The organism is Pseudomonas sp. W2Oct36 (assembly GCF_041060465.1).
Lineage (GTDB): Bacteria > Pseudomonadota > Gammaproteobacteria > Pseudomonadales > Pseudomonadaceae > Aquipseudomonas > Aquipseudomonas graminis_B.
This window is the reverse complement of the sequence record NZ_JAUERW010000005.1, coordinates 273,680-299,235: the sequence shown is the minus strand read 5'-3', so window position 1 is coordinate 299,235 and position 25,556 is coordinate 273,680. Positions and strand designations below refer to the sequence as shown.

28 protein-coding genes are annotated in these 25,556 nt (G+C 60.8%); 13 read left to right on the top strand and 15 right to left on the bottom strand.

The window, feature by feature from the left end:
- Window positions 1-3: 3 nt before the first annotated feature.
- Window positions 4-300, top strand: coding sequence for a SelT/SelW/SelH family protein (locus tag QWI18_RS10650; RefSeq protein WP_065986919.1), 297 nt, complete (start codon window positions 4-6; stop codon window positions 298-300).
- Between the two features lie 120 nt (window positions 301-420).
- Window positions 421-1,239: a UDP-2,3-diacylglucosamine diphosphatase gene (locus QWI18_RS10645; RefSeq protein ID WP_065986920.1), complete on the top strand. Its 819-nt coding sequence runs from the start codon at window positions 421-423 to the stop codon at window positions 1,237-1,239.
- Between the two features lie 64 nt (window positions 1,240-1,303).
- Here the strand turns inward: QWI18_RS10645 and QWI18_RS10640 are convergent, their stop codons facing one another.
- Both QWI18_RS10640 and QWI18_RS10635 read right to left on the bottom strand, forming a co-directional pair.
- Window positions 1,304-1,615 carry an Mpo1-like protein gene (locus QWI18_RS10640; RefSeq protein ID WP_369318805.1) on the bottom strand — a complete coding sequence of 104 codons (312 nt, stop codon included), beginning with the start codon at window positions 1,613-1,615 and terminating at the stop codon, window positions 1,304-1,306.
- Between the two features lie 106 nt (window positions 1,616-1,721).
- On the bottom strand, window positions 1,722-3,176 hold the full coding sequence (locus QWI18_RS10635; protein ID WP_065986924.1) for a TrkH family potassium uptake protein: 1,455 nt from the start codon (window positions 3,174-3,176) through the stop codon (window positions 1,722-1,724).
- A gap of 174 nt (window positions 3,177-3,350) precedes the next feature.
- Between QWI18_RS10635 and QWI18_RS10630 the strand changes: the two genes are divergently transcribed.
- Window positions 3,351-3,911 carry an NAD(P)H nitroreductase gene (locus tag QWI18_RS10630; RefSeq protein WP_065986926.1) on the top strand — a complete coding sequence of 187 codons (561 nt, stop codon included), beginning with the start codon at window positions 3,351-3,353 and terminating at the stop codon, window positions 3,909-3,911.
- A gap of 175 nt (window positions 3,912-4,086) precedes the next feature.
- Here the strand turns inward: QWI18_RS10630 and QWI18_RS10625 are convergent, their stop codons facing one another.
- The 5 genes from QWI18_RS10625 to QWI18_RS10605 all read right to left on the bottom strand — a co-directional run bounded on the left by QWI18_RS10625 (window position 4,087) and on the right by QWI18_RS10605 (window position 8,075).
- Window positions 4,087-5,424 carry a HAMP domain-containing sensor histidine kinase gene (locus QWI18_RS10625; RefSeq protein ID WP_192135451.1) on the bottom strand — a complete coding sequence of 446 codons (1,338 nt, stop codon included), beginning with the start codon at window positions 5,422-5,424 and terminating at the stop codon, window positions 4,087-4,089.
- Window positions 5,425-5,517: 93 nt separating this feature from the next.
- Window positions 5,518-5,961 (bottom strand): Spy/CpxP family protein refolding chaperone, encoded by a 444-nt coding sequence (locus QWI18_RS10620; RefSeq protein ID WP_369318804.1) that lies wholly within the window; start codon window positions 5,959-5,961, stop codon window positions 5,518-5,520.
- A 255-nt stretch (window positions 5,962-6,216) separates the two neighbouring features.
- Window positions 6,217-6,894 (bottom strand): response regulator transcription factor, encoded by a 678-nt coding sequence (locus tag QWI18_RS10615; RefSeq protein ID WP_065986934.1) that lies wholly within the window; start codon window positions 6,892-6,894, stop codon window positions 6,217-6,219.
- A gap of 271 nt (window positions 6,895-7,165) precedes the next feature.
- A complete protein-coding gene (locus QWI18_RS10610; RefSeq protein WP_192135447.1) occupies window positions 7,166-7,465 on the bottom strand; it encodes a YciI family protein in 300 nt (99 codons plus the stop codon).
- Window position 7,466: 1 nt separating this feature from the next.
- Entirely contained in the window at window positions 7,467-8,075 is a 609-nt protein-coding gene (locus tag QWI18_RS10605) for a septation protein A (protein WP_192135445.1), read from the bottom strand.
- 65 nt (window positions 8,076-8,140) lie between these two features.
- Between QWI18_RS10605 and QWI18_RS10600 the strand changes: the two genes are divergently transcribed.
- From QWI18_RS10600 to rluB, 6 genes are all read left to right on the top strand, one after another.
- Window positions 8,141-9,001, top strand: a complete 861-nt coding sequence (locus QWI18_RS10600) for a PHP domain-containing protein (protein ID WP_192135444.1) — start codon at window positions 8,141-8,143, stop codon at window positions 8,999-9,001.
- A 13-nt stretch (window positions 9,002-9,014) separates the two neighbouring features.
- Window positions 9,015-9,647, top strand: a complete 633-nt coding sequence (locus QWI18_RS10595) for an L-threonylcarbamoyladenylate synthase (RefSeq protein ID WP_108121457.1) — start codon at window positions 9,015-9,017, stop codon at window positions 9,645-9,647.
- Between the two features lie 140 nt (window positions 9,648-9,787).
- A complete protein-coding gene (locus QWI18_RS10590; protein WP_163022142.1) occupies window positions 9,788-10,486 on the top strand; it encodes a ScpA family protein in 699 nt (232 codons plus the stop codon).
- A 17-nt stretch (window positions 10,487-10,503) separates the two neighbouring features.
- Window positions 10,504-11,295, top strand: a complete 792-nt coding sequence (gene scpB, locus QWI18_RS10585; RefSeq protein ID WP_369318803.1) for an SMC-Scp complex subunit ScpB — start codon at window positions 10,504-10,506, stop codon at window positions 11,293-11,295.
- 54 nt (window positions 11,296-11,349) lie between these two features.
- Window positions 11,350-11,544: a DUF1289 domain-containing protein gene (locus QWI18_RS10580; protein ID WP_065986946.1), complete on the top strand. Its 195-nt coding sequence runs from the start codon at window positions 11,350-11,352 to the stop codon at window positions 11,542-11,544.
- Between the two features lie 207 nt (window positions 11,545-11,751).
- Window positions 11,752-12,999 (top strand): 23S rRNA pseudouridine(2605) synthase RluB, encoded by a 1,248-nt coding sequence (rluB, locus tag QWI18_RS10575; RefSeq protein ID WP_065986948.1) that lies wholly within the window; start codon window positions 11,752-11,754, stop codon window positions 12,997-12,999.
- 83 nt (window positions 13,000-13,082) lie between these two features.
- On the opposite strand, the gene QWI18_RS10570 is transcribed toward rluB, so the two are convergent.
- Entirely contained in the window at window positions 13,083-14,051 is a 969-nt protein-coding gene (locus QWI18_RS10570; RefSeq protein ID WP_296306113.1) for a leucyl aminopeptidase, read from the bottom strand.
- Window positions 14,052-14,121: 70 nt separating this feature from the next.
- Window positions 14,122-14,259, bottom strand: a complete 138-nt coding sequence (locus tag QWI18_RS10565; protein ID WP_163022139.1) for a hypothetical protein — start codon at window positions 14,257-14,259, stop codon at window positions 14,122-14,124.
- Between the two features lie 516 nt (window positions 14,260-14,775).
- On the opposite strand from QWI18_RS10565, the gene QWI18_RS10560 reads away from it, so the two are divergent.
- Together QWI18_RS10560 and arfB are read left to right on the top strand one after the other, a co-directional pair.
- Complete coding sequence (locus QWI18_RS10560) at window positions 14,776-16,200, top strand: amino acid permease (protein ID WP_369318802.1); 1,425 nt, start codon at window positions 14,776-14,778, stop codon at window positions 16,198-16,200.
- 52 nt (window positions 16,201-16,252) lie between these two features.
- Window positions 16,253-16,666 carry an alternative ribosome rescue aminoacyl-tRNA hydrolase ArfB gene (gene arfB / locus QWI18_RS10555; RefSeq protein WP_065986956.1) on the top strand — a complete coding sequence of 138 codons (414 nt, stop codon included), beginning with the start codon at window positions 16,253-16,255 and terminating at the stop codon, window positions 16,664-16,666.
- 15 nt (window positions 16,667-16,681) lie between these two features.
- Here arfB and QWI18_RS10550 read toward each other — a convergent pair whose 3' ends face one another.
- The 5 genes from QWI18_RS10550 to phhA all read right to left on the bottom strand — a co-directional run bounded on the left by QWI18_RS10550 (window position 16,682) and on the right by phhA (window position 20,873).
- Window positions 16,682-17,896: an MFS transporter gene (locus QWI18_RS10550; protein ID WP_369318801.1), complete on the bottom strand. Its 1,215-nt coding sequence runs from the start codon at window positions 17,894-17,896 to the stop codon at window positions 16,682-16,684.
- 263 nt (window positions 17,897-18,159) lie between these two features.
- Window positions 18,160-18,297, bottom strand: a complete 138-nt coding sequence (locus tag QWI18_RS10545) for a hypothetical protein (protein ID WP_166650518.1) — start codon at window positions 18,295-18,297, stop codon at window positions 18,160-18,162.
- Window positions 18,298-18,477: 180 nt separating this feature from the next.
- On the bottom strand, window positions 18,478-19,674 hold the full coding sequence (locus QWI18_RS10540) for an amino acid aminotransferase (protein ID WP_369318800.1): 1,197 nt from the start codon (window positions 19,672-19,674) through the stop codon (window positions 18,478-18,480).
- Window position 19,675: 1 nt separating this feature from the next.
- Window positions 19,676-20,032: a 4a-hydroxytetrahydrobiopterin dehydratase gene (locus QWI18_RS10535; protein WP_065986962.1), complete on the bottom strand. Its 357-nt coding sequence runs from the start codon at window positions 20,030-20,032 to the stop codon at window positions 19,676-19,678.
- A 52-nt stretch (window positions 20,033-20,084) separates the two neighbouring features.
- Window positions 20,085-20,873 (bottom strand): phenylalanine 4-monooxygenase, encoded by a 789-nt coding sequence (gene phhA / locus QWI18_RS10530; protein WP_369318799.1) that lies wholly within the window; start codon window positions 20,871-20,873, stop codon window positions 20,085-20,087.
- A gap of 272 nt (window positions 20,874-21,145) precedes the next feature.
- Between phhA and QWI18_RS10525 the strand changes: the two genes are divergently transcribed.
- On the top strand, window positions 21,146-22,699 hold the full coding sequence (locus QWI18_RS10525; RefSeq protein WP_369318798.1) for a sigma-54-dependent transcriptional regulator: 1,554 nt from the start codon (window positions 21,146-21,148) through the stop codon (window positions 22,697-22,699).
- A gap of 164 nt (window positions 22,700-22,863) precedes the next feature.
- Here the strand turns inward: QWI18_RS10525 and QWI18_RS10520 are convergent, their stop codons facing one another.
- Complete coding sequence (locus tag QWI18_RS10520) at window positions 22,864-23,130, bottom strand: DUF2790 domain-containing protein (protein WP_065986968.1); 267 nt, start codon at window positions 23,128-23,130, stop codon at window positions 22,864-22,866.
- Between the two features lie 447 nt (window positions 23,131-23,577).
- Between QWI18_RS10520 and acs the strand changes: the two genes are divergently transcribed.
- Window positions 23,578-25,533 carry an acetate--CoA ligase gene (gene acs, locus QWI18_RS10515; protein WP_065986974.1) on the top strand — a complete coding sequence of 652 codons (1,956 nt, stop codon included), beginning with the start codon at window positions 23,578-23,580 and terminating at the stop codon, window positions 25,531-25,533.
- Window positions 25,534-25,556: the final 23 nt, after the last annotated feature.

Below are 25,556 nucleotides of genomic sequence, written 5' to 3'. Positions count from 1 at the left end.
CCGATGTCTGCCAAGCCTGAAATCACCATCACCTACTGCACACAGTGCCAATGGCTGTTGCGCGCCGCCTGGCTGGCTCAGGAATTATTGAGCACCTTCACCGATGATCTCGGCAAGGTGTCATTGATCCCCGGCACCGGCGGTGTATTCCGCATCACCTGCGACGACGTGCAGATCTGGGAGCGCAAGGCCGACGGCGGGTTTCCCGAGGCCAAGGTGCTCAAGCAGCGCGTGCGTGACCAGATCGATCCGGCCCGGGACCTGGGGCACAACGATCGTCACGCCGGCCTGGATACCTGAGCGCGCATCGGGTCTGGGAAAGTGTTAATCGATATGTCGTGTCATCAAAGCTAAACACCGCCGTCATGTTCATATCACCGACCACGTCCACGCTTGGGAAAACCAAAGTGGAGGTGGTCCATGAGCATTGCCGAGAGCGTGAAACCCAGTCGTAAACAACGTGTCCGGACCTTGTGGATCTCTGACGTGCATCTGGGAACCCGCGACTGCCAGGCCGAACACCTCTCCGGATTTCTCAAGCAATACCACGCCGACAAGGTGTACCTGGTGGGCGACATCATCGACGGCTGGAAGATGCGCGGCGGCATGTACTGGCCGCAAGCCCACACCAACGTCATCCGCCGTCTGCTGACCATGAGCAAGCGCGGCACCGAAGTCATTTACGTCACCGGCAACCACGACGAATTCCTGCGCCGCTATTCAAAACTCATTCTAGGCAACATCCAACTGGTCGATGAAGCTGTGCATCTGACCGCCGATGGTCGTCGTCTGCTGGTGATCCACGGTGACCAGTTCGACGTCATTACGCGCTACCACCGCTGGCTGGCGTTTCTTGGCGATTCGGCCTACGAATTCACCCTGACCCTCAACCGCTGGCTCAACCACTGGCGCGCCAAATACGGCTACGGCTATTGGTCGCTGTCGGCGTACCTGAAGCACAAGGTCAAGACTGCGGTGAATTTCATCAGCGATTTCGAGGAAGCCATCGCCCATGAGTGCGTCAAGCGCGGGCTGGACGGGGTGGTGTGCGGGCACATTCACCACGCCGAAATCCGTCAGGTGGGCGGCGTGGAATACCTCAACTGCGGCGACTGGGTGGAGTCCTGCACGGCGTTGATCGAGCACTGGGATGGCACGATCGAGCTGTTCCGGTTGGCCGATGCCCACGTCAAAGCCAAAAGCCCGGAAACAGCGCAGCCCGTGGGCGAGACGGTCTGAGCAGGCAGCTTTTACTCAAACCGTGGGGCAGCAAGGCGTCATGCGCGACGCCGACGAGTGCCGGTCAAAACGGTACTTTGCCCCTGAGCATGTCTCTGTACATGACGAAATCACCGAGCAGGCTGTAGAACGGATGCTTGAACGTGGCCGGACGGTTCTTCTCGAAAAAGAAGTGGCCGATCCAGGCGGAGGTGTAGCCCGCCAAGGGCAGTACCCACAACAATGTCCAGTGAGCGCTGAGCACGGCGAATGCCAGAATCAGGATGACCAGACTCGTGCCGATGAAATGCAAGCGTCGGCACGTGCTGTCCCGATGTTCGTGCAGATAATACGGATAGAAGTCTTCGAATCGGTCGAAACGCTTCACTGTTTCCACAAGGCTATGCTCCGGGCAGGGTATTGGTTGAGCTTAGTCGAGCCCCCACTGCCCGCCGCGACATTTCTCGGGGCTACGCAGCTGACGTTGCCCGGCCCGCAGTGTTCTAGTGCCGCCAGAACGCCGGTATGCACAGCACCAGCACCGTGATGATTTCCAGCCGACCGAGCAGCATGCCCAGTGACAGAATCCACTTGGCGGCATCCGGCAGCGTCGAGAAATTACCCGCCGGCCCGATGGTTTCACCGAGCCCCGGCCCCACCCCTGACACGGTGCTGGCGGCGCCCGTCAGCGCAGTCATCCAGTCCAGCCCCAGCAGCGACAGCATCAGCGCGATCAGGCAGATGGTGAAGGTGAAGAAAAACGAGAAGGTCAGAATCGAACGCACGATCTCGTCGTCCAGCCGGTGACCGTTGTACTTCTGCTTGATCACCGCGCGCGGGTGGATCAGCTGGTGCAGGTTGGCGCGCAGCAGGATGTAGGCGACCTGAAAGCGGAAGATCTTCACGCCGCCCGCCGTTGACCCTGAGCATCCCCCGATGAACCCCAGGTAGAAAAACAGCATCAGCGCGAAGTTGCCCCACAGGCTGTAGTCCCCCAGGGCGAAACCAGTGGTCGTCACCACCGAGGTCACGTTCAGCGCGACATGGCGCAACGCGTCGTACCACGGCAGATCGGTCGTCGCCCAGTACCAGGCGGTCATCACCAGCCACATCACCAGCAGCAGGACGAGAAAACCCTGCACCTGTTGATCCTTGAGCAGCGCCCCGCGATTGCCCCGCAGCGTCGCCACATAGAGAGTGAACGGCAGGGCGCCGAGGATCATCACCACGATGGCCACCCAATGCACGGCGGGCTGCGGCCATTTCGCCAGTGACTGATCCGAGGTGGAGAACCCTCCGGTCGATATCGCCGACATCGCGTGATTGATGGCGTCGAACAGGCTCATGCCCGCCCACCAGAACGCCAGCGTGCCCAGCACGGTGATGCCGAGGTAAACAAGCACGATGAATTTGGCGACCATGTGCGAACGCGGCATGACTTTTTCGGAACGGTCCGACGACTCGGTCTGAAACAGGCGCATACCGCCGATGCGCAACAGCGGGAGAATCGCCACGGCCATGCCGATGAAGCCGATGCCGCCGAGCCAGTGCAGCAGCGATCGCCAGATCAGGATGCCGGGGGACATGGTGTCCAGACCGCTGAGCACGGTGGAGCCCGTCGCGGTGATGCCGGACATGCTTTCGAAGAAGGAGTCGGTGTAGCTGATGTGTTGGGTGAGCAGAAACGGCAGCGCCGCGAAGATGCAGACGATGACCCAGCTGCTGACCGTCAGCAGGTACATGTCCCGGGGCCGCAGGTGTACGTGTTCAGGTCGGCCCTGGCCCACCAGCGCCAGCCCGGACACGAAGGTAATCAGGCTCGACCACAGAAACGACGGCATGTCGGCGGTGCGGTGGAAGATCATCAGGGTGATCATCGGCACGACCATGGCGATGGCCAGGGTAATCAGGAAGATGCCGATAATGAAACCGATGATGCGGAGAGTCGGCAACGCCATGCAGTCGCTCTGATCAGGTAGTGAGAGGGCGGCCATTCTACTCGCGAGCCCGTTGGTGTAAACCGAGGCATTTCCGAGAGTGTTGTAAGTAATTGCCCCGGTTAATCGTTATTGAAGTTCAAGACTGCACCGAGGGCACTACAATGGCCCGTCATTTTTCCTGGAGACGACTTAATGGAAGCGCTCGACGTATTGCTTAATCGCGTGTCCGTGCCCCGCTTGATCGAACCCGCCCCGGACGCCGAGCAACGCGAGATCCTCTTCGGCGCAGCCCTGCGCGCGCCTGACCATGGCGTCTTGCGGCCTTATCGATTTCTGACCGTCGAAGGCGACGCACGCAACCGCATGGGCGAACTGCTGGCCCAGGCATTGATCGACAAAGGCGGCGATGTTGAGGCCAAAGCGCTGGACAAGGCCCGTAACGGACCGTTGCGCGCGCCCTTGGTGGTCGTGGTCATCGCCAAGTTGACTGACCACTTCAAAGTGCCGAAAAAGGAACAAGTGATCACCGCAGGGTGCGCTGCCCACGGCATCCTCCTGGCCGCTTATGCGATGGGCATTGGCGCGGTCTGGCGCTCGGGGGATTTGTCCTACTCCCGCCACGTCGCCGAAGGGCTGGGGCTGACAGCCGAAGAAGAAGTCGTCGGCTTTCTGTACCTCGGCACGCCGCAAAATCCGCCGCGTGAACCCGCGAAGCCGGAGGTTGCTGGTTTTGTGAGCGCGTGGGAGGGGTAACAAACTGGTTTCATCCCGCTATAAGCGCCGGCCCCGATCTGTAGGACTGGCTTTAGCCGGGAAGGCATTAAGCGTTACACCGCAAAACTGAGGTGTACAGACAGGCCTCTTCCCGGCTGAAGCCGGTCCTACCAGTCACCGCACCCATTCAGCCGGAGCGGCTGCGAACAGGGAATCAACCGTGCAAAGCGGTTAACTCGCGCGGCACGACGATGCTGGCCACGAATCCGCCCTGCGGGTGATTGCCCAGCACCAGCGTTCCGCCGTGCTTCTCGGCGGCGCGTTTGGCAATGGCCAGGCCGAGCCCGTAGCCCGGCGCAGTCTGGTTGGGCGCGCGATAGAACGGCTCGCCCAACTGCGCCAGATGCTCCGGATTGGCGCCGGGGCCATGGTCCCGCACGGTGAGCCGCCATTCATCCCCCTCAAGGGTTGCGCTCAACTCGATCGGCTGACCCACCGGATTGAAGCGCAGCGCGTTGCGCAGCAGGTTATCCAGCGCCCGTTCCAGCACGCTTGGCCAGCCCTGCAACTGCACCCCTGGCTGCACCGACACCGAAACCGTCTGCTCGCCGCCGCCCATCTCCGTCTCGGCCTGCAGATGATGCAAAAGTCCCGACACATCCACCGCCGTGGCGCTGCCCATGTCGGCGTCCAGTCGTGCCAGCGCCAGAATTTCGCTGATCAACTCTTCCAGCCGGTCGCACTCACGGGTCAGGCGCGGCCACAGCTTGTCGCGCTCCACCGGTTCTGCGCGTTCGGCGAGGGCCAGGGCAATCCGCAGCCGCGCCAGGGGAGAGCGCAGTTCATGGGAAACGTCGCGAAGCAGCTGGCGCTGGCTGCTGATCTGACTTTGCAGGCGGGCACCCATGCGGTTGAAGTCGTTCGCCAGCACGCCAAATTCATCACGGCGGTTGGCCAGTTGCGCCAGGCTGTTTTGCTGGTAGGTGGTCTGGCCGAGGTCATGCACCGCGCCGCGCAGACGGCTTAGCGGGCGGGTGATCGACAGCGTCACCATCAGGCTGAACAACGTCAGCACCACCAGCGCGATGCCCAGCGCGCTCAGCGGCCAGACCAGACTGTCGCGGTGCCACGCGTCCAGCTCCGGATGTGGGATCCGGTAAATCAGCAGGTAGGTTTCACCGGTTTTTTCACTGGTGTATTCGGAGGTCAGTCGCCGCCACGGCAGTGGTCGTGTGTCGTCATTCTGCCGCTCTTCAAAAGCCGCCGCGCGGGGCGGGAAGGTGCCGGGAATCACCGCTTCGCCGCTGTCGTTGAGCACCTGAACGTCGATGTGGTATTTGCGCTTGAGGTCTTGCAGATAATCCTGGGCGGATTTCTCGCCTTTGTCCTCGTACAACTCGACCCACTTCTGCGGCAAGTTGTGCAGGCCGGGATGACGGCTGAGAATCCAGGCGTCCTGATTGAGGACATGGCCCATCAGGATCGACAGGCCCGCTACCAACGCGATCGCAAGCCAGAAGCTCGCCAGGATTCTCCAGAACAATGAACGCACGTGCTGCCCTCGACCCGGTGTGTCAAAAAGAAAACCCGACACGCCGGGGAGCGTGTCGGGTTGGGGGAAGTGTAATGCCGCGCCAGCAGGCAGTTACTGGGTTTTTTGCGCTTTCTGCGCTTTCCACGCTTCGAACTCGGCGCGATCCGCACGGCGCTGGGCTTCATCCTTCTGGATCTGGTCGAAGGTCTTCTGTTGCTCTGGCGTCAGCAGGGCGCGGATGCCGGACTGGGTTTTGGCCCGGGCAGCTTCCTGTTCATCCATCATCGCCTTCTGGTCGGCGGGCGACAGCTTGGCCAGGTACTTCTGGGTGATCTCGGAGCGGCCGCGCCACTGATCGCCCATCATCTGGTCGACTTGCTGACGTTGTTCCGGGGTCAGGTTGAGTCTTTCCATCGGGCCGTGGCGATGATGCATGCCAGGTCCTTCAAAGCCAGGACCGCCAGGGCCACCCATAGGGCCAGCTTCTGGAGTCATGGCCATTGCAACGGTAGGCAGGGCTGCGGCGAACATCAAAGCCATCAAAGTCTTGCGCATGGTGAATCTCCTTGTCTCGATTTCGGCTCTGTGCCGGTTGAGGCCAGTTTAGGGAGATCAAGGTCAAGCGAGGTCAGGCGTCGGTAAAGCTTGGGTAAAGGCGGTGCGTTCCGATGTTTACGTAAGGGGCAATTGCCGAGTGCGCGCCCAGCTGTAAGCGGCAAGCCACAAGCTTCAAGCCAAAAAGCAGTCCGGCGTCGCTGCCGATGCTGTTGCTTGTGCTGTCGCTGTTGCTTGCAGCTTGCAGCTGCCTCGTCAGAGGCTGTAATAATACCCGCGGCTGCGCAGGGCAACGATGCGCGGGCGGCCGTCGGCGTGGGGGCCGATCTTCTTGCGCAGGTTGCTGACGTGCATATCAAGGCTGCGGTCGTAGAGGGTCAGTTTGCGGCCCAGGGCCAGTTGCGCCAGCTCCTGCTTTTCCAGCGGTTCACCGGGCTGGCCGAGCAAGGCCTCAAGCAGACGCGCTTCGGAGACTGTCAGGGTGAATTCCTGCTCGTCAATCGTGACCACGCCCCGTGCGGGACTGAAGCACAGATCACCCAGTTCGATTTGCGACGATACCGCCGTCGGATGGCTACGGCGCAGCACCGCGCGCAGACGCGCTGTCAGTTCGCGAGGATCGCAGGGCTTGGCCAGATAATCATCGGCGCCCAGCTCCAGACCCAGAATGCGGTCCAGCGGTTCGCCGCGCGCCGAGAGCATCAGCACGGGAAGGTCGGGGTGATCGGTGCGCAATTGTTTGAGCACTTCCAGACCGCTGCCGTCGGGGAGCATCACGTCCAGCACCACCGCAGCGGGTGCGGATTCGGCAAGCGCTTTGCGCGCGCTCTGGCCATCGTGGCAGGCACGCACTGCGAACCCTTCCTGACTCAACCAACTGCTCAGGAGCTCACACAGCTCCTGGTCATCATCAATAAGTAACAGCTCGCTCATGACTCACTCATTTAGCCATTGCCGACGACGTCGACGCCGGCCGCTGGCAAAGATACCGCACTGGAGGGCCACCCTGGCTGCGTGACCCCTCGTGACAAACCATTATTGTTCGGTCAATACCCACAAGGCATGACCGCCCGTGCCTCTTTGAGCCGCAGTCAAAGCCTTTGGTTCTAGCAACTTATCGGCAGGGCAGTGCGTAGGGTGAACTTCAGAGGGCGGGTGAAGGCGGTCCGGCCCGGTGTACAGAGCCGGGCGCCTGACAGACGTTTCAGGGCAGGACTTGCTTGAACGGTTTGACGATCACGTCAGCGTAGACACCCGCTGCCACATAGGGATCCGCCTCAGCCCAGGCCTGGGCGTCCTTGAGGGACTCGAATTCGGCGACGATCAGGCTGCCGGTAAACCCTGCAGTGCCCGGGTCGACGCTGTCTACCGCAGGCATCGGGCCGGCGAGGACGATGCGCCCTTCGGCCTTCATTGCGTTCAGGCGCTCAAGGTGCGCAGGGCGCGCGGCCAGGCGTTTTTCCAGCGAGTTGGCGACGTCGGTTGCCACGATTGCATAAAGCATGTCAGTCCTCTCTTTTTTTGTTTGTTGGCTGGGTTGACGGATCGGTGTCATGGATGTGGCGAGCCAGGTAGATGCCCTGGCCGACCAGGAACAGCAGGGTCATGCCCAGGCTGCCGAACACCTTGAAGTCGACCCAGAATTCTTGATAGGTAAACGCCACATAGAGATTGGCCGCGCCGCAGAACAGGAAGAACACGATCCAGGCGATGTTCAGTTTGGTCCAGACCGCCTGCGGCAGGGTCAGCGCGTGGCCCATGATGCGTTGAATCAACAGACGATCGCCGATGAAGTGACTGCCGGCGAAGATCAGCGCGAAGACCCAGTTCACCACCGGGGCTTTCCACTTGAGGAAGGTTTCGCTGTGGAACGCCAGGGTCAGGCTACCGAACACGAGGCAGGCAATCAGCGTCAGCCACTGACTTTTTTCCAGTTTGCCCTGACGGACATAGAGGACGCCGTAAACCACGAGGGAACTGGCGATCAGCATCGCGGTGGCGCTGTAAATCCCGCCTACCATGAAGCTGTGGCCAAGGACATCGACGGCTTGCGGGCTGATTTTGTAAACGATGAAGAACAGGATGAGCGGGATGAAGTCGATGAATTGTTTCACAGTAAGAGCCAGAAGCTGGATGTGACGGCATAATAACAAACATCAATGACTGCGAAAGCGCCCCTATGAACGTCGATCTGCACTGCCACAGCACCGCTTCCGATGGCGCCCTTGCGCCCGCGGTACTCGTCGCGCGTGCCCACGAGCACGGCGTGAAAGTCCTCGCACTCACCGACCACGACACCCTCGAAGGCCTCGCCGAGGCCCGTGCTGCGGCGCTTGCGCTGGGTATGCAGCTGATCGACGGCATCGAATTGTCCTGCACCTGGGGCGGTGCCACCATCCATGTGCTGGGCTATGGGTTCGATGTGGACGCCCCGCAATTGCGTGAGGCGATCGAGCAATTGCACACCGGCCGCTGGTTGCGGGCCGAAGAAATAAGCCGCAAGTTGGCGATGAAAGGTATGCCCGGCGCGCTCGAAGGTGCGCGTGCGGTGCAGCAGGCGCTGGGCGACAGCGGTAATGCGCCGGCCCGGCCGCACTTTGCCGACTTTCTGGTCAACCAGGGGTTCGTCAAGGACCGCGCCGAAGCGTTCCGCAAATGGCTCGGTGCGGGCAAGCTGGGCGACGTCAAGCAACACTGGCCGACCCTTGAGCAAACGGTGGCGACCCTGCGCGCCGCCGGGGCGTGGGTCAGCCTCGCGCACCCTTCGCATTACGATTTCACCCGCAGCAAGCGTCGCAAGCTGGTCGCCGACTTCATTCAGGCCGGCGGCCACGCCATAGAAGTGGTCAACGGCCTGCAGCCTGCCGATCAGGTCGGCAGTCTGGCGATTCTGGCCCGTGAGTTCGGTCTGCTGGTCAGTGCCGGCAGTGATTTTCATGCCCCAGGCGCATGGTCTGAAATCGGCGTTTATCGCCCATTGCCCGAAGACCTGCCGCCCCTTTGGTGTCGGTTCAAACATGACCAGCCTACTGCCGTCTGAACAGGAAATTACCGTGAGTCAATTTTTCCAGGTCCACCCGGAAAACCCGCAAGCGCGCCTGATCAAGCAGGCCGTGGAAATCATCCGGGCGGGCGGTCTGGTGGTTTATCCCACCGATTCGTCCTACGCATTGGGTTGCCAGATGGGCGACAAGACGGCCGTCGAGCGCATCCGTCGCCTGCGTCAACTCGATGACAAACACAATTTCACGCTGATGTGCAGCGATCTGTCCCAGCTGGGATTGTTCGCCAAGGTCGACACGGCGGCGTTTCGCGTGCTCAAGGCGCACACGCCGGGGCCGTACACCTTCATTCTCGGCGCCACACGTGACGTACCGCGTCTGGTCCTGCACCCCAAGCGGCGCACCATTGGCCTGCGCGTGCCGGGTCATCCCATCGCGCAGGCGCTGTTGCAGGAACTGGGTGAGCCGCTGATGAGCGTCAGCCTGATCATGCCGGGCGAGACCATTCCGATGAGTGACCCTTACGAGATGCGCGGGATTCTCGAGCATCAGGTGGACCTGATCATCGACGCCGGCGAGGGCGGCATCTCGGCCTCGACCGTGGTCAACCTGACCGATGGCGAGCCCCAGGTGGTGCGTGTGGGTTGCGGCGATCCGACGCCGTTCGGGGTCGAAGTCGAGTGACCGAGGCGCAAACGCTGGATGTTCAGACCGGCGCTCAGCCCGACCCGCAGGCCAACGCCCAGCAAGAGCTGCCGTTTGCCATGGTCTACGGTCAGGCCGTCACACAGATGCCGGTCGACCTGTACATCCCGCCGGATGCGCTGGAAGTGTTCCTCGAAGCTTTCGAGGGCCCGCTGGACCTGCTCCTTTACCTGATTCGCAAACAGAACATCAATATCCTCGACATCCCCGTGGCGGAAATCACCCGCCAGTACATGGGCTATGTCGAGCTGATGAAAACCGTGCGCCTGGAACTCGCCGCCGAGTATCTGGTGATGGCGGCCATGCTCGCCGAGATCAAATCGCGCATGTTGCTGCCGCGCTCGGAAATGGCCGAGGAGGAAGAGGGCGATCCCCGCGCCGAACTGATCCGTCGCTTGCAGCAGTACGAGCGGTTCAAGGCAGCGGCAGAAGGCATCGATCAACTGTCCCGCGTGGGCCGCGATGTACTGGTGCCCCGGCTGGAGGCGCCCGAAGCGCGGGTGCGCAAGTTGTTGCCGGACGTCGCCCTCGAAGAGCTGTTGATGTCGATGGCCGACGTGCTGCGCCGTGGCGACATGTTCGAAAGTCACCAGGTCAGCCGCGAAGCGCTGTCCACCCGCGAGCGCATGAGTGATGTGCTGGAGCGCTTGAAAGGCGCGGGTTTCGTGCCCTTCGCCGAGCTGTTCACGGCAGAAGAGGGGCGGCTGGGCGTGGTGGTGACGTTCATGGCGGTGCTGGAACTGGTCAAGGAGCAACTGGTGGAGCTGGTGCAAAACGAAGCCTTCGCCGTTATTCATGTGCGGGCGCGAGCCGAATAAAGAGCAAGAGCTGATCAATGAACCTGAATGAACCCCGCGATCTGGCGCCGTTGCTCGAAGCGTTTCTGCTCGCCTCCGGAAAACCGCAGTCCCTGGAGCGTCTCTACGAGCTCTTCGAAGAGGGCGAGCGGCCCGAACCGCCGGTGTTCAAAAAGGCGCTGACGTTGCTGGGCAAGTCCTGCGACAACCGCGCCTTTGAGCTGAAAGAAGTCGCCACCGGCTATCGCTTGCAGATCCGCGAAAAGTTTGCGCCCTGGGTCGGGCGTCTGTGGGAAGAACGCCCGCAGCGTTATTCGCGCGCCCTCCTGGAAACCATGGCGCTGATCGCCTATCGCCAGCCGATCACCCGGGGCGAGATCGAGGACGTGCGTGGCGTCGCGGTCAACACCAACATCGTCAAGACCCTGATGGAGCGCGAATGGATCAGGATCGTCGGCTACCGCGACGTGCCCGGCAAACCCGCGATGTTCGCCACCACCAAAGCCTTTCTTGATCACTTCAACCTGAAAAGCCTCGACGAACTGCCGCCACTGGCCGATCTGCGCGAGATGGAAACCGAGCCGGTGCTTGAATTCGACGACGCACCTGTGCCCGCGCACTTGCAGGCGTTGGCCGATGCCAGCCTGCCACTCGATGCTGACGCAGAGCCTGAGGCGCCCCGGGATGAGACCAGTTTCCGCAGCTTGTTGGCCGAGCTGGATACCATGGAGCAGGGCCTGAAAATCGACTTCGACGATTTATTGCTCGATGAGGCCGATAAAGAGTCTGAATTGGAAGAACCGCCGCAGGACGATGAAGATCCGCGGTGACGAACGCTGTGGCAGGACGATGGGCAGCGCCCAATTCCTCATTCAGGCGAACCCATGAGCACCAAGAATCCCTGCATCAGCCTCTGCAAATTCGACGATGATATTTGCCTGGGCTGTGGTCGCAGCAAGCGCGAGATCAAATCCTGGAAGAAGATGGAGAAGGACGAAAAGCGTTCGGTGCTCGCCGAATCGGCGCTGCGGCTGATCAAGCTCAAGGGCGCCAGTCGGCGGAAAAAGAAGTCAGCCTGAATTTTTCATCTAGTCTCTGATGCGCAACGCGCGTCAGGCGCGTATGATTCGCGACCTTTTGGCGATCCACACGCGCCAGGGATTTCAGTTTTCCGCCCGTTCCGCCTCAGAGCTGTTCTGATCCGGAGCCGCTTTCGTCCAGAGAGCCGGGCCACAGGCCATGCCCACTCGCGCATGCCCTGATTCGACACACCGGGAGGTGCCCAGATGAGTGAACAAGACAAGCAAGATAAAGAGATCGGCCCAGCAGGCGAAAAACTGCAGAAGGTCCTGGCGCGCATCGGCGTCGGTTCCCGTCGCGACGTTGAAGCCTGGATTGGCGAAGGCCGCATCAAGGTCAACGGCGTTCAGGCCACTCTGGGTCAGCGCGTCGACCTGCACGACGCCATTACGGTCGACGGTCGCGTGATCCGCCGCGAAGAAGCCGCCGAAACCGTTCGCCGCGTCGTCATGTACAACAAGCCGGACGGTGAAATCTGCACCCGTGACGACCCTGAAGGCCGTCCGACCGTGTTTGATCGCCTGCCGCGTCCGAAAGAAGGCCGCTGGATCAACATCGGTCGTCTGGACATCAACACCACCGGGTTGCTGATGTTCACCACCGACGGTGAACTGGCCAACCGCCTGATGCACCCTTCGTTCGAAATGGACCGCGAGTACGCCGTGCGCGTCCGTGGCGAAGTCGACGACGACATGCTGGCGCGCCTGAAGGCTGGCGTGGTGCTGGAAGACGGTCCGGCGCGTTTCACCGACATTCAGCAGGCGCCGGGTGGCGAAGGCTTCAACCACTGGTACCACTGCGTGGTCATGGAAGGCCGCAACCGCGAAGTTCGTCGGTTGTGGGAATCCCAGGGTTTGGTGGTCAGCCGTCTGAAGCGCGTGCGTTTCGGTCCGGTGTTCCTCAATTCCGACCTGCCGATGGGTCGCTGGCGCGAAATGAGTCAGCAGGAAGTCGACATCCTCAGCGCCGAGGTCGGCCTGACGCCGGTCGCGATGCCGCAGATGACCGCCAAGACCAAAGACAAGCTGGAGCGTTTGCAGCGCCAGTCTTCCCGTCCGTTGGGCAAAGGCGAACGTGTGCGTCAGGTTCGTCCGGCCAAAGATGCAGTGTCTTCGGACCGTCCGGCCCGTGAGCCACGTCTGGCGGATGGCGAGCGCCCGGCGCGCAAGCCTGCGGAAAACGGTCGTCCGGCGCGCACCCCGCGTCCGGCTATCGGTGGTCGTGGCGACACTGCCCGTGGCGGCAATCCACGTGGCGACAGCGCGCGTAGCGAAAACGGTCGCGGCACGCCGGTCGCGGAACGCCCGAGCGACATGAACAAGCGTCCCGCCAAGCCGAAGCCTTCGCGTCCCGGCATCGGTCTGGTGGACGACAAGACCCCGTCCGGCAAACGCCGCGGCCCGCCAAGCGGCACTGGTCAGCGCCCGGGCTTTGGTCGTCGCAAGCCCGAGTAATGGCCTTGTGAAGCAGTAATCGCGGTCTGAAGTACAAAAAATGCCAGTCGAGAGACTGGCGTTTTTTTATGCGCGCTTGGGAGTCAGACGACGTAGGCAGTCCCGTCGAACACCACGCGCTTGTCCACGGCCAGTGAGCCGCTGTTGAAAATCAGGTCCATGTGGTGGCTGCCTTTGGCACCGCCACCCAGACCCAGATGCAGTCCGCAATGGCGCTCTTCGAACCCTGCATTGCGCGCGTACAGCTGGCTGACACCTTCGTTGGTGCCGATCCCCAGTTCTTCGATGCGCCGGTTCGAGGGATTGGCGTCCAGGTATTTATTGAAGTCGTGCTCCAGCCCCGGCACGTCGGTGGCAATGCGGGTGATGGTGGAGTTCTCGATCCACAATTCCAGTGGCGACTCGATGATCCCGTACTTGCGCGCGAAGGGGATGGTGCTGAGGAACGTCCCGAGGAACCGCACATGACCGTTAATGGATTCGCTGTGGGTGGCGATCTCACCCGGTGCCAGGTCGTAATTACCGACGCCGTTGATGTTGGTCCACTTCTTCAATTCGCGCAGCGGCGCCTCGAAGTACGAGCCGTGATCGTCGCTGAAGCTGAGGGTCTCGCCTTCGTTCATGGTGTCGATCAACGCCGCATTCAACTGCGCGATGCGCTCGGGTTCAACGCTGAACGTGTCGTAGAAATAATCGCCGTAATCTTTGAACAGCAAAGACTTTTTCCACTGCGCCGACATCACCTCTTGCAGCTGACGAATGAACGGCGGTCCCTCGGCGCGGGGATTGGGCAGCGTTGAGGAATCGTAGAACAGGACGAAGAGATCGGAGTCGGTGATGGCCTCTGATAGCTCGCCGACCGGGGTAGTGTCCAGCGGCAATGTGCTGAACCGGAAGACATCCCGCGCCGTCGAGCTCTCGGCGATGCCCTCGATGAGACGGCTGTATTCCGCGGTGTGTGCCAGTAAGACGTGGGGGGTGTGAATGCCGGTGACGGCGGGATGGTGTTGCAGGTAGTAGAGGAAATGTTCGATTGCGCTGCTGTTATCCATAGTGCGCTCCGCATCCGGATGCTCGAAACAAGAGGGCGAACGCGTTAGCCACGTTCGCCCTTCAGCTGTTTTAGAACGGCCACATCGCGGTGCCAAACGGCACCACAGCGTCAGCCTGCATCATCTCCACAGCGGCATCATGAGTCGGTGCTTCAAACCAATCGTCCAATTGCAGTTCTTCTTCCAGAGCCAGTTCAACTGTTTGCATAGGTGAATCTCCTGAGAATGACGTACTTGCCGAATGCAGCGAGGACGAAAGGCATCGCCTTAACTCCTCGTCGTGGAAGCACACTGACCTTCGTGGCCAGCAAGCACTGAAAAAACTAGTGCAATAGTCAGACTGTTGCAAAATAAAAATTACCCCGAAAATGCTGGCATTTTGCCTGACCTGCCGAAACTTGCAGCGAAAACAACGTCGCGGGACGTTTGATTTCTGCGAATTATTTTTGCGACAAAATTGTGTCGGAGGTTGGTATAGAACAGCTTCCCGGCTGAAGCCGGTCCTACAAAAGCACCGGTCGAATTAGGTGGGACCGGCTTCAGCCGGGAATTCTTCGCCGCCAAACGCCATGTGAGCGGTGTACAATGCGCGCCCGTTTTTTCTGTGATCCACCGGCGTATGGACGCCAACCCCTCGGGGTTACCCACTCCGTTTCCCTCCGCCGCGTCATGAGCGCGTCGGGTTCGATTCCGTCACAGACAAGCGCGCCAAGGTGGTTTGCCAATGAGTGAAAACATGTCCCATTCGGGTGACTTGAAGCGTGGTCTGAAGAACCGTCACATCCAGCTGATCGCCCTCGGCGGCGCGATCGGCACCGGCCTGTTTCTGGGCTCGGCAGGGGTGCTGAAGTCCGCAGGCCCGTCGATGATCCTTGGCTACGCCGTCTGCGGCTTCATTGCTTTCATGATCATGCGACAGCTCGGCGAGATGATCGTCGAAGAGCCGGTGGCCGGGTCGTTCAGCCATTTCGCCCACAATTACTGGGGCGGTTTTGCCGGCTTTCTGTCGGGCTGGAACTGCTGGGTCCTCTACATTCTGGTGGGCATGTCCGAACTGACCGCCGTCGGCAAATACATCCAGTACTGGTGGCCGGAAGTCCCGGCATGGGCCTCGGCGGCCGTGTTCTTCGTGATGATCAACGTCATCAACCTGGCCAACGTAAAAGTCTTCGGCGAGGCTGAATTCTGGTTCGCGATCATCAAGGTGGTGGCGATTTTCGGGATGATCGCCCTGGGCAGCTATCTGCTGGTCAGCGGCGAGGGTGGCCCACAAGCGTCGGTCAGCAACCTGTGGGATCGGGGCGGGTTTTTCCCCCATGGCGTGAGCGGGCTGGTCATGGCGCTGGCGTTCATCATGTTCTCGTTCGGCGGGCTGGAAATGCTTGGCTTCACCGCAGCCGAGGCGGACCAGCCGCGGACCATCATTCCCAAGGCGATCAATCAGGTCATTTATCGGATTCTGATTTTCTACATCGGCTCGCTGGTGGTGCTGCTGTCGCTGACGCCGTGGGACGCCTTGCTGATTGACCTCAATGCGTCCGGCGATGCCTACAGCGGCAGCCCGTTCGTGCATGTGTTCTCGATGCTGGGCAGCACGACGGCGGCGCATATTCTCAACTTCGTCGTGCTGACGGCGGCCTTGTCGGTCTACAACAGCGGCACCTATTGCAACGCGCGCATGCTGTTCGGCATGGCCGAGCAAGGCGATGCGCCGCAGTCACTGGCGCGGGTCGATGGCCGGGGTGTTCCGGTGCGAGCGATTCTGGTGTCGGCGGCGGTGACGCTGATTGCCGTGCTGCTCAACTACCTGATGCCGCAAAACGCCCTTGAGCTGCTGATGTCCCTGGTGGTCGCCACTCTGGTCATAAACTGGGCGATGATCAGCTATTCGCACCTCAAGTTCCGCCAGCACCTGACCCGGGTCGGCCAGCAGCCGCTGTTCAAGGCGCTGTGGTACCCGTACGGCAACTACGTCTGTCTGGCGTTTGTGGTGCTGATTCTGGTCATCATGCTGATGATCCCCGGTATCCGGATTTCGGTGTACGCGATCCCGATCTGGCTGGCGGCGATGTGGGTGTTTTACGTGATCAAGAACAAGCGCCGGGCCAACAGTGAGTCAATGGCCCAGCGGACGTCGATCATCAAATAAGGCGAGAGCCGCCGGTGACGTCGCGGCGGCTTCGACCAGGAACTGGATTGCCATGCTGATCATCTCCAACAACATCCATCTGCCGGACAGCGACGTCGAGCTGACCGCCATCCGTGCCCAGGGTGCGGGTGGTCAGAACGTCAACAAGGTGTCCAGCGCCATGCACCTGCGCTTCGACATCAACGCCTCGTCGCTGCCGCCGTTCTACAAGGAACGCCTGCTGGCGCTGCGTGACAGCCGCATCACCAGCGACGGCGTGCTGGTGATCAAGGCGCAGCAATACCGGACGCAGGAGCAGAACCGTGCCGATGCGCTGGAACGCCTGAGCGAGCTGATCATCAGTGCGGGGAAGGTGGAGAAGAAGCGCCGGCCGACCAAGCCGACCCTGGGCTCGAAGACCCGCCGGCTGGAATCGAAAACCAAGCGCGGGTCGATCAAGGCAGGGCGGGGCAAGGTCGATTTTTGAGTGTCGCTTGCGGGATCAGCTGGCGACCGGCTTGTCTCGCGTCCTTTTCGCGTGCTTGTAGAGATACACGCTTAGCCCGAGGCCGCTCAGTGACGCCAGCGCGGCAAACAGGAAGATCGACGCGAAGCCAAAACCAGCCGCCACGGCGCCCGCCACCGGCCCGGTGATTCCCAGTGACAGGTCGATGAAAAGCGAATAAGCCCCCACCGCCGCACCGCGACTGGCCGGCGGCACCAGGTTCACCGCTTCGACGCCCAGTGCCGGGAACACCAGCGAGAAGCCGAAGCCGGTCAGCGCCGCACCGGCCAACGCCAGATTCGGGTTGGGCGCCAGCCACAGCAGCAGCAAGCCCAACGTCTCCACCGACAGGCAGGCAATCGCCACGCGGAAGCCGCCGATGCGATTGATCAGGTTGCCGAACAGCAGGCGTGCACCGATGAAGCAGGCGCCGAACAGGCTCAGGCACAACACCGCATTTGGCCAGGTGTGGCTGGCGTAATACAGCGTGATAAACGTTGCGATGGTGCCGAAGCCGATTGACCCCAGCGCCAGCCCGGTGCCGTGGGGCAGCACGCGGCCCAGCACGTGCAGGAAGGGCAAGCGCTCGCCATGCACCAGCGGCGCCGGGGTTTTCTTCCAGGCCAGGGAAATCCCCAGCGCCGCCAACAGCATGATGCTGACGCCCATGCTCCACAGCCCCAACACATTGACCAACAACACCCCCACCGGCGCGCCGATGGCCAGGGCGCCGTAGCTGGCGATGCCGTTCCATGAAATCACTTTGGCCGTATTGGCAGCGCCGACGCGGCCGATGCCCCAGCCGATCGAGCCGGAGCCAACCAGGCTTTCAGCGCTGCCGAGCACCAGCCGCCCTACAAACAGGCTGATCAGGCTGATCATTGGCCAGGCGTCGAGCCAGTCGGCGAGGAGCATGAACACGCCGCTCAACCCGCAGCCGAACAGGCCGATGATTACCGCTTTTTTCGGGCCTCGGGTGTCGATGAATCGCCCGGCAAAGGGCCGGCTGAGGAGGGTCGCGAGGTATTGCACGCTGATCACCAGCCCGGCAGCGACCGCGCCGAAGCCAAGGTCGGTGTGCACATAACCTGGCAATACGGCCAGCGGGATACCGATGTTCAGGTAGCCGATGAAGGTGAAAAGGACGATGGAAACAACCTGCAGCGTGACAGCCATAGGACGTTGAGGGGCAGCGCTCGAAGCGTCTGGCATGGGCATAGATCCACGGTTACGACGGAAAAAGAATAGCGAGGGGGCAATCGGGTTGAAGCGTAGACGCTTGAATCCGCGCGAGGGCACATGATAGCGAGGCACGGCGGTTCATGGCAGTGGCGGATGGGTGGATCTGAGTTCGGGGTCAGGCAGGGGTGGAACCTGTCGCGAATGATTCAGCCCTTATGGAAATACACCTTGAAGACGCTCTTCCGTAGGGGCTGAAAATTTAGCGGCTGAAAAATCAGTGGCTAAACAGGCCTTTAGCGCGGGCTTTGGGCTTTGCTGCTGTCGTTGCGTTTACCGCTGGCTTTCATCTCGATCGGCTGACCGAGTTCCTGGCGGGCTGCTGCACTTTGCTGATTCTGGCTTGGGAAGGGGAAGTTCGGGATTTCATGCATATCGTCGCTCCTCACAAGTGTGTTGCGGCTGAATTGAACAGCGCGTCCGAGAACGCTCAGGGAGGATACAGCAGTACAAATGACAATCAGACTTTTAAATGCGGGCCGCTGGTCATGTAGTGAGGATGGGTTCCTGCAACATGCGCGCGGCCCTTTAAAAGCGTCGACTCGGTGAGCGCCTCAGTCCTTGCAAACCGCCGCAAACGCCGCTGCCAGTTCATCCAGTCGCGTGGCGTCAATCCCCGCAACGTTGGCTCGACCCGCCGCCACCATGTACACGCTATGCTCGTTTCGCAGACGCGCGACCTGGTCGTCGTTCATGCCAGTGTAGGAAAACATGCCGCGCTGCACGCCAATGTGGGCGAAACGTTCACCCAGACCCAGCGGCGTGAGTGCCTCGACCAGCCCGACCCGAAGTTGCGCAATGCGGCAGCGCATCTCCTCAACCTCTCCAGCCCACAGGGCCTTCAATTCAGGATCGCCCAAAATTTCGGCCACCACGGCGGCGCCATGATCCGGCGGGTTCGACCACAGATTACGGGCCGTCGCCGACAGCTGACTGCGCACGTCCATCAGCTTCTCTGTGGTGTCAGCACAGACGAGCAAGGCGCCGGTGCGCTCGCGGTACAGACCGAAGTTTTTCGAGCAGGAACTGGTGATCAGCAGCTCAGGCAGCTCGCCGGCAAACAGGCGAACCGCCCAGGCGTCCTCCTCGAGACCGTCGCCAAAACCCTGGTAGGCGAAGTCGATCAGCGGCAGCAGGTTGCGTTGCTTGACGATTTCCAGCACCGCGTGCCAGTCATCACGGGACAGGTCAAACCCGGTCGGGTTGTGACAGCACGCGTGCAGCAGGACAACGTCGCCCTCGGGAATGGTTTTCAACGTCTCCAGCATGGCCGGCACGTTGAGCTGATTGTCGCGGCCCACGTAGGGGTAGTGACTGACCTTCAGGCCCGCCGCCGCATAGATGGTTTCGTGAATCGGCCAGGTCGGATCGCTCAACCAGATGCCCTTGCCCGGCAGGCAGTGGGCAATGAAGTCTGCGCTTAACCTCAGCGCGCCGGTGCCGCCGGGTGTCTGGGTGGCGCCGACGCGTTTGCTGGCGATCAGCGGCGAGTCGGCGCCCATGACCAGTTCACAGATCAGCGTGCCGAAACGCGGTTCGCCATGGCCACCGATGTAACTCTTGGTGGGCTGCGAGTCGACCAGTCGCTGCTCGGCGATTTTCACCGCTTGGGGGATGGTGGTCAGGCCCTGCGCATCTTTATAGACGCCCACGCCCAGGTCGAACTTGTTCGGATTCGGGTCTTTGGCGTAGGCCTGAATCAGGCCCAGGATGGGATCGTCCGGTACGCGCTGAATCTGTGAGAAATGCATTTTACTTACGGCCCTCGGCGCTTTTGGCCACCTCGTCTGTGCGGGAGGCCATGATGAAATCGTTGCGGTGCAGCCCTTTGATGGAGTGGCTCCACCAGGTCACGGTCACTTTGCCCCATTCGGTCAGCAGACCCGGGTGGTGACCTTCGGCCTCGGCAATTTCGCCGACAGCGTTGGTAAACGCCAGCGCAAATTTGAAATTCTTGAACAGGAAGACTTTTTCCAGTTGCATGACGCTGTCACGCACTTCGATGTTCCAGTCCGGGATCTGCTTGAGCAAATCCGGCAGCTCGGCGTCACTGACTTGCGGGGCGTCGGCGCGGCAGGCTTCGCACTGGGATTGGTTGAGAGCGGTCATTGAAAGATTCCTTGATCGGGTTCGGGCTGCTTTTTTCGGGGCGGCTGTTGTTTTAAGCGGCTTTATTTTTCGGTGGAAATTTCGGCGCGTGCAGCCCCAGTTCAGCCGCCGTGCGGGCCATGTCCATGATGTCCTCATGGGCAAGGTCAAACAGGCGCTTGAGGTCTGGCAGTACAAAATACACTGGCTGCAGAATGTCGATGCGATAGGGCGTGCGCATGGCTTCAATCGGGTCGAAGGGCTGATGTTCGGGGGTCGATGACACGCTGTAAACGGTTTCCTTGGGCGAAGAGAGGATGCCGCCGCCGTAGATCTTGCGCCCTTGTGGCGTGTCGACCAGGCCGAATTCGATGGTCATCCAGTAGAGGCGGGCAAGATACACGCGCTGCTCTTTGCTGGCTGCCAGACCGAGCTTGCCGTAGGTGTGGGTAAATTCTGCAAACCACGGGTTGGTCAGCAACGGGCAGTGTCCGAAGACCTCGTGAAAGATGTCGGGCTCTTGCAGGTAGTCGAGTTCTTCTTCGCTGCGAATGAACGTGGCGACCGGAAATCGCTTGCTCGCCAGCAACTCGAAGAAGGTTTGAAAAGGGATCAGCGCCGGCACGCGCTCGACTTGCCAACCCGTGGCTGCCCCCAGCACGCGGTTGATTTCGCCGAGCTGCGGAATACGGTCGTGGGGCAGGGCGAGCTGCTCGATGCCATCCAGATACTCCTGACACGCGCGGCCTTCGACCACCTTGAGCTGGCGGTTGATGAGGGTGTTCCAGATTCTGTGTTCGGCGTCGGAGTAATCAATGAAACCGGTGGCGTCCGGCTCGCGTGCGACGTACTGCGTACTCATGGGGCTCTCCTGATGGTTTTTTCTTATATGGAGCAATGCGATATAGGGATGAACCTGATGGGCCTATTGATAGCTGATTTGGCGCTTCCGGACGCGGGGCTTTCGCTCGATGTGCCTGAAACGTTACGACAATTCGTAAAGAAAACGTGACGATCCCATGGACAGGCTCGCATGTAATTGCCGCGCGGTCGCCTCCGGCCCTTGCGCTGTAACGTATTCTTGACGATAAACTTGAACGAACCCGAAATCGATGCCACGTCCGCGAGCTCTCCATGCGTATCAAAGTCCATTGTCAGAACCGCGTTGGCATCCTGCGCGACATCCTTGAGCTGCTGGTGGCCTACGGCGTCAACGTCTCCGGTGGCGAAGTGGGAGGTGAGCATGGCGATGCCATCTATCTGCGTTGCCCGAACCTGATCAATCTGCAGTTCCAGGCGCTGGTGCCGAAATTCGAGACCATAGCCGGGGTATTCGGCGTCAAGCGTGTGGGATTAATGCCCAGCGAACGTCGGCATATGGAGCTCAATGCCTTGCTTGGCGCCCTTGAGTTTCCCGTGCTGTCCATCGACATGGGCGGCTCCATCGTGGCGGCCAACCGCGCTGCGGCGCAGTTGCTGGGCGTGCGGGTCGATGAGGTGCCGGGCATCCCGCTGTCCCGTTACGCCGAGGACTTTGACCTGCCGCAATTGGTGCGGGCCAACCGCTCGCGCATCAATGGCCTGCGCGTGAAGGTGAAGGGCGACATTTTTCTCGCGGACATCGCACCCCTGCAATCCGAGCACGAAGACAGCGAAGCCATGGCCGGTGCCGTGCTGACACTGCACCGGGCCGACCGGGTCGGCGAGCACATCTATAACGTGCGCAAGCAGGAGTTGCGCGGTTTCGACAGCATTTTTCAGAGTTCGAAGGTGATGGCGGCGGTGGTTCGGGAGGCCCGGCGCATGGCCCCGCTGGATGCGCCGTTGCTGATCGAAGGCGAGACCGGCACCGGCAAGGAATTGCTGGCGCGGGCTTGTCATCTCGCCAGCCCGCGCGGTCAGTCGCCGATGATGGCGCTCAACTGCGCGGGGTTTTCCGAATCCATGGCCGAGACCGAGCTCTTCGGCTACGGCCCCGGTGCGTTTGAAGGTGCGCGCGTTGAAGGCAAGTTGGGGCTGCTCGAATTGACCTCGGGCGGCACGTTGTTTCTCGACGGCGTCGCGGAAATGAGCGCGCGGTTGCAGGCGAAACTGCTGCGCTATCTGCAGGAAGGTTGCTTTCGACGGGTAGGCAGCGACGAAGAGGTGTATCTGGACGTGCGGATCATCTGCGCCACCCAAGTGGACCTGTCCGAACTCTGCGCCCGGGGTGAATTCCGCCAGGACCTCTACCACCGGCTTAACGTGTTGTCCCTGCACATTCCGCCCCTGCGCGAGTGCATGGACGGTCTCGCGCCGCTGGTGGAGCATTTTCTCGATCAGGCCAGTCGGCAGATCGGCTGCACCTTGCCTCGGCTGGCGCCCGCGGCCATGGAACGTCTCAGCCAATACCACTGGCCCGGCAATGTCCGGCAGTTGGAGAATGTCCTGTTTCAGGCGGTTTCGTTGTGCGACGGCAAACGAGTGAACGCCGAACATATTCGCCTGCCGGATTACGGCGTGCGCCAACCCTTGGGCGACTTTTCTCTGGAAGGCGGATTGGAAGATATTGTCGGGCGATTCGAGAAAGCAGTACTTGAACAGTTATATGCAGCACACCCGAGCAGCCGGTTATTAGGCAAGCGACTGGGTATTTCCCATACAACGGTGGCCAATAAGTTGAAGCACTATGGAATAGGTCAACGTTGAACGATGTGCTGATTAACTACAGGGGAGTGATCGGAGTGGCGGTCCACCTTGCCCGCGAGTGACTCAGACAGATAACAGCCAGATAAACGGATACAACGCATTACGTGAGCAAGCACGCTTCTTTAAATAAGTCGCGCGCCCAACTCAACGAAACAGATGGCTGATCAGCCGTTGCTGCAACCGTTACCCATGACCTGATACTCAAGCACGTGGCGTTTGCCCTGCGAGTCTTCGTAAGTCATGTGCTGGGGGACGACCTGGCAGACGTCCGGCACGTCATCCACCGAAATGACCTTCGCGATATCCAGCTTGGTGGAGTAGGTATATTCCTCGACACGCTGTTGCTGGGCGGCCACTTTCGCGCCGGATTCTTCTGCCATTGCCATGGCGCTGAAACCACAAAGAGCCATTACAACCAGTGCAGCTTTCATTACTCGTTTCCTCTAAGTTGCTTCATTCACACTGCGGCGCAGAAAGTGCGGTCGACAGGGTGCACAGAATCCTTGTGGGGCTCTGAGTGAAGCGAATGATGACCGGGTGGGTTAGTTGATCGATGTCCAGCGTGGGGGCCGTTGTTAATCAATCAGTTGCCGTGTTGGCGGAACGGATTCTATGCCCCTCTCCGGAATTCATATAGAAACCATTTTGATAAAGTCTATTGAGCAAATCGGCAACAATCGTCGTATGCAGGTTGTTCGCAGGCGCCCCATGGGTTCTTTGGTCGTAGCCGAGACATGAAGATTTGCCTGAAGCCGGGCACGTCACCTGCTTTCGGCGCTATGCTCGGGAGCGGTAAGACCATCGTCGAATGGCCTTTGCAGCCGTCGGCGGATACAACAGGGTCATAAAACAACAACATTTCCACCGAGGTAAGAAAGATGAGTGCGGCTTCCCTGTACCCCGTCCGCCCTGAAGTGGCAGCCAATACGCTGACTGACGAGGCGACCTACAAGGCGATGTACCAGCAGTCGGTGGTCAACCCCGATGGCTTCTGGCGCGAGCAAGCCCAGCGCCTTGACTGGATCAAGCCATTCACCACCGTCAAACAGACCTCCTTCGACGACCACCGCGTCGACATCAAGTGGTTCGCCGACGGCACCCTGAACGTTTCCTACAACTGCCTCGACCGCCATCTGGCCGAGCGCGGTGATTCAATTGCGATCATCTGGGAAGGCGACGATCCTTCCGAGAGCCGCAACATTACCTATCGCGAACTGCACGAAGAAGTCTGCAAGTTCGCCAACGCGCTGCGCGGGCAGGATGTCCACCGCGGCGACGTCGTCACTATCTATATGCCGATGATCCCGGAAGCCGTTGTGGCCATGCTGGCCTGCGCGCGTATCGGTGCGATTCACTCGGTAGTATTCGGTGGTTTCTCCCCGGAAGCACTGGCCGGTCGCATCATCGACTGCAAATCGAAGGTGGTGATCACCGCAGACGAAGGGCTGCGTGGCGGCAAGAAAACGCCCATGAAGGCCAACGTCGACCGTGCGCTGACCAACCCGGAAACGGCGAGCGTACAAAAGGTCATCGTGTGCAAGCGCACCGGCGGCGATATCGAGTGGAACCGTCATCGCGACATCTGGTACCACTCGCTGCTGGACGTGGCCTCAAGCACCTGCGCGCCGAAAGAAATGGGCGCCGAAGAATCGCTGTTCATCCTTTACACCTCCGGCTCCACCGGCAAGCCGAAGGGCGTGTTGCACACCACAGCGGGCTATCTGCTGTACGCCGCGCTGACCCACGAGCGTGTGTTCGATTACCGTCCGGGCGAAGTGTACTGGTGCACCGCCGACGTCGGCTGGGTTACCGGCCACAGCTATATCGTCTACGGACCGCTGGCCAACGGCGCCACCACGCTGCTGTTCGAAGGCGTGCCGAACTACCCGGACATCACTCGCGTGTCGAAAATCGTCGACAAGCACAAGGTCAACATCCTCTACACCGCGCCGACCGCCATCCGCGCCATGATGGCCGAGGGCACCAAAGCCGTAGAAGGCGCCGACGGTTCGAGCCTGCGCCTGTTGGGTTCGGTTGGCGAGCCGATCAACCCGGAAGCCTGGAACTGGTACTACAACACCGTCGGCAACAAGAATTGCCCGATTGTGGACACCTGGTGGCAGACCGAGACCGGCGGCATCCTGATCAGCCCGTTGCCTGGCGCTATTGCCTTGAAGCCGGGTTCGGCGACCCGTCCGTTCTTCGGCGTGATCCCGGCGCTGGTGGATAACCTGGGCAACCTCATCGAAGGCGCGGCGGAGGGCAATCTGGTGATTCTCGACTCGTGGCCGGGTCAGTCCCGCAGCCTGTATGGCGACCACGACCGTTTCGTCGACACCTACTTCAAGACCTTCCGCGGTATGTATTTCACCGGTGATGGCGCCCGTCGTGACGAAGACGGTTACTACTGGATCACTGGCCGCGTCGATGACGTGCTGAACGTGTCCGGCCACCGCATGGGCACCGCCGAAATCGAGAGCGCGATGGTGGCTCACCCGAAAGTCGCCGAAGCGGCCGTCGTGGGCGTGCCTCACGATCTGAAGGGGCAGGGCATCTACGTTTACGTCACCCTCAATGGCGGTGAAGTGCCGGACGAGGCGCTGCGCATCGAGTTGCGTAACTGGGTGCGCAAGGAGATCGGTCCGATCGCCTCGCCGGATGTGATTCAGTGGGCGCCGGGCCTGCCGAAGACCCGTTCCGGCAAGATCATGCGCCGTATCCTGCGCAAGATCGCCACCGGGGAGTACGACGCGCTGGGCGATATCTCTACGCTTGCTGACCCGAGTGTGGTGGCGCATCTGGTGGAGACGCACAAGACCATGACTGCTGCCTGACGGTCGTGTTTCAGGGGCGACAA

Excerpts from the sequence above, each read along its gene's own strand:
- rluB (WP_065986948.1), top strand. The coding sequence starts at position 11,752 with ATGAGTGAACAAGACAAGCAAGATAAAGAGATCGGCCCAGCAGGCGAA.
- QWI18_RS10565 (WP_163022139.1), bottom strand. The coding sequence starts at position 14,259 with ATGCAAACAGTTGAACTGGCTCTGGAAGAAGAACTGCAATTGGACGAT.
- QWI18_RS10650 (WP_065986919.1), top strand. The coding sequence starts at position 4 with ATGTCTGCCAAGCCTGAAATCACCATCACCTACTGCACACAGTGCCAA.
- QWI18_RS10635 (WP_065986924.1), bottom strand. The coding sequence starts at position 3,176 with ATGGCGTTGCCGACTCTCCGCATCATCGGTTTCATTATCGGCATCTTC.
- QWI18_RS10645 (WP_065986920.1), top strand. The coding sequence starts at position 421 with ATGAGCATTGCCGAGAGCGTGAAACCCAGTCGTAAACAACGTGTCCGG.
- phhA (WP_369318799.1), bottom strand. The coding sequence starts at position 20,873 with ATGAGTACGCAGTACGTCGCACGCGAGCCGGACGCCACCGGTTTCATT.
- QWI18_RS10540 (WP_369318800.1), bottom strand. The coding sequence starts at position 19,674 with ATGCATTTCTCACAGATTCAGCGCGTACCGGACGATCCCATCCTGGGC.
- QWI18_RS10525 (WP_369318798.1), top strand. The coding sequence starts at position 21,146 with ATGCGTATCAAAGTCCATTGTCAGAACCGCGTTGGCATCCTGCGCGAC.
- QWI18_RS10520 (WP_065986968.1), bottom strand. The coding sequence starts at position 23,130 with ATGAAAGCTGCACTGGTTGTAATGGCTCTTTGTGGTTTCAGCGCCATG.
- QWI18_RS10630 (WP_065986926.1), top strand. The coding sequence starts at position 3,351 with ATGGAAGCGCTCGACGTATTGCTTAATCGCGTGTCCGTGCCCCGCTTG.
- QWI18_RS10560 (WP_369318802.1), top strand. The coding sequence starts at position 14,776 with ATGAGTGAAAACATGTCCCATTCGGGTGACTTGAAGCGTGGTCTGAAG.
- QWI18_RS10615 (WP_065986934.1), bottom strand. The coding sequence starts at position 6,894 with ATGAGCGAGCTGTTACTTATTGATGATGACCAGGAGCTGTGTGAGCTC.
- QWI18_RS10535 (WP_065986962.1), bottom strand. The coding sequence starts at position 20,032 with ATGACCGCTCTCAACCAATCCCAGTGCGAAGCCTGCCGCGCCGACGCC.
- QWI18_RS10580 (WP_065986946.1), top strand. The coding sequence starts at position 11,350 with ATGAGCACCAAGAATCCCTGCATCAGCCTCTGCAAATTCGACGATGAT.
- QWI18_RS10620 (WP_369318804.1), bottom strand. The coding sequence starts at position 5,961 with ATGCGCAAGACTTTGATGGCTTTGATGTTCGCCGCAGCCCTGCCTACC.
- scpB (WP_369318803.1), top strand. The coding sequence starts at position 10,504 with ATGAACCTGAATGAACCCCGCGATCTGGCGCCGTTGCTCGAAGCGTTT.
- arfB (WP_065986956.1), top strand. The coding sequence starts at position 16,253 with ATGCTGATCATCTCCAACAACATCCATCTGCCGGACAGCGACGTCGAG.
- QWI18_RS10545 (WP_166650518.1), bottom strand. The coding sequence starts at position 18,297 with ATGCATGAAATCCCGAACTTCCCCTTCCCAAGCCAGAATCAGCAAAGT.
- QWI18_RS10610 (WP_192135447.1), bottom strand. The coding sequence starts at position 7,465 with ATGCTTTATGCAATCGTGGCAACCGACGTCGCCAACTCGCTGGAAAAA.
- acs (WP_065986974.1), top strand. The coding sequence starts at position 23,578 with ATGAGTGCGGCTTCCCTGTACCCCGTCCGCCCTGAAGTGGCAGCCAAT.
- QWI18_RS10570 (WP_296306113.1), bottom strand. The coding sequence starts at position 14,051 with ATGGATAACAGCAGCGCAATCGAACATTTCCTCTACTACCTGCAACAC.
- QWI18_RS10600 (WP_192135444.1), top strand. The coding sequence starts at position 8,141 with ATGAACGTCGATCTGCACTGCCACAGCACCGCTTCCGATGGCGCCCTT.
- QWI18_RS10550 (WP_369318801.1), bottom strand. The coding sequence starts at position 17,896 with ATGCCAGACGCTTCGAGCGCTGCCCCTCAACGTCCTATGGCTGTCACG.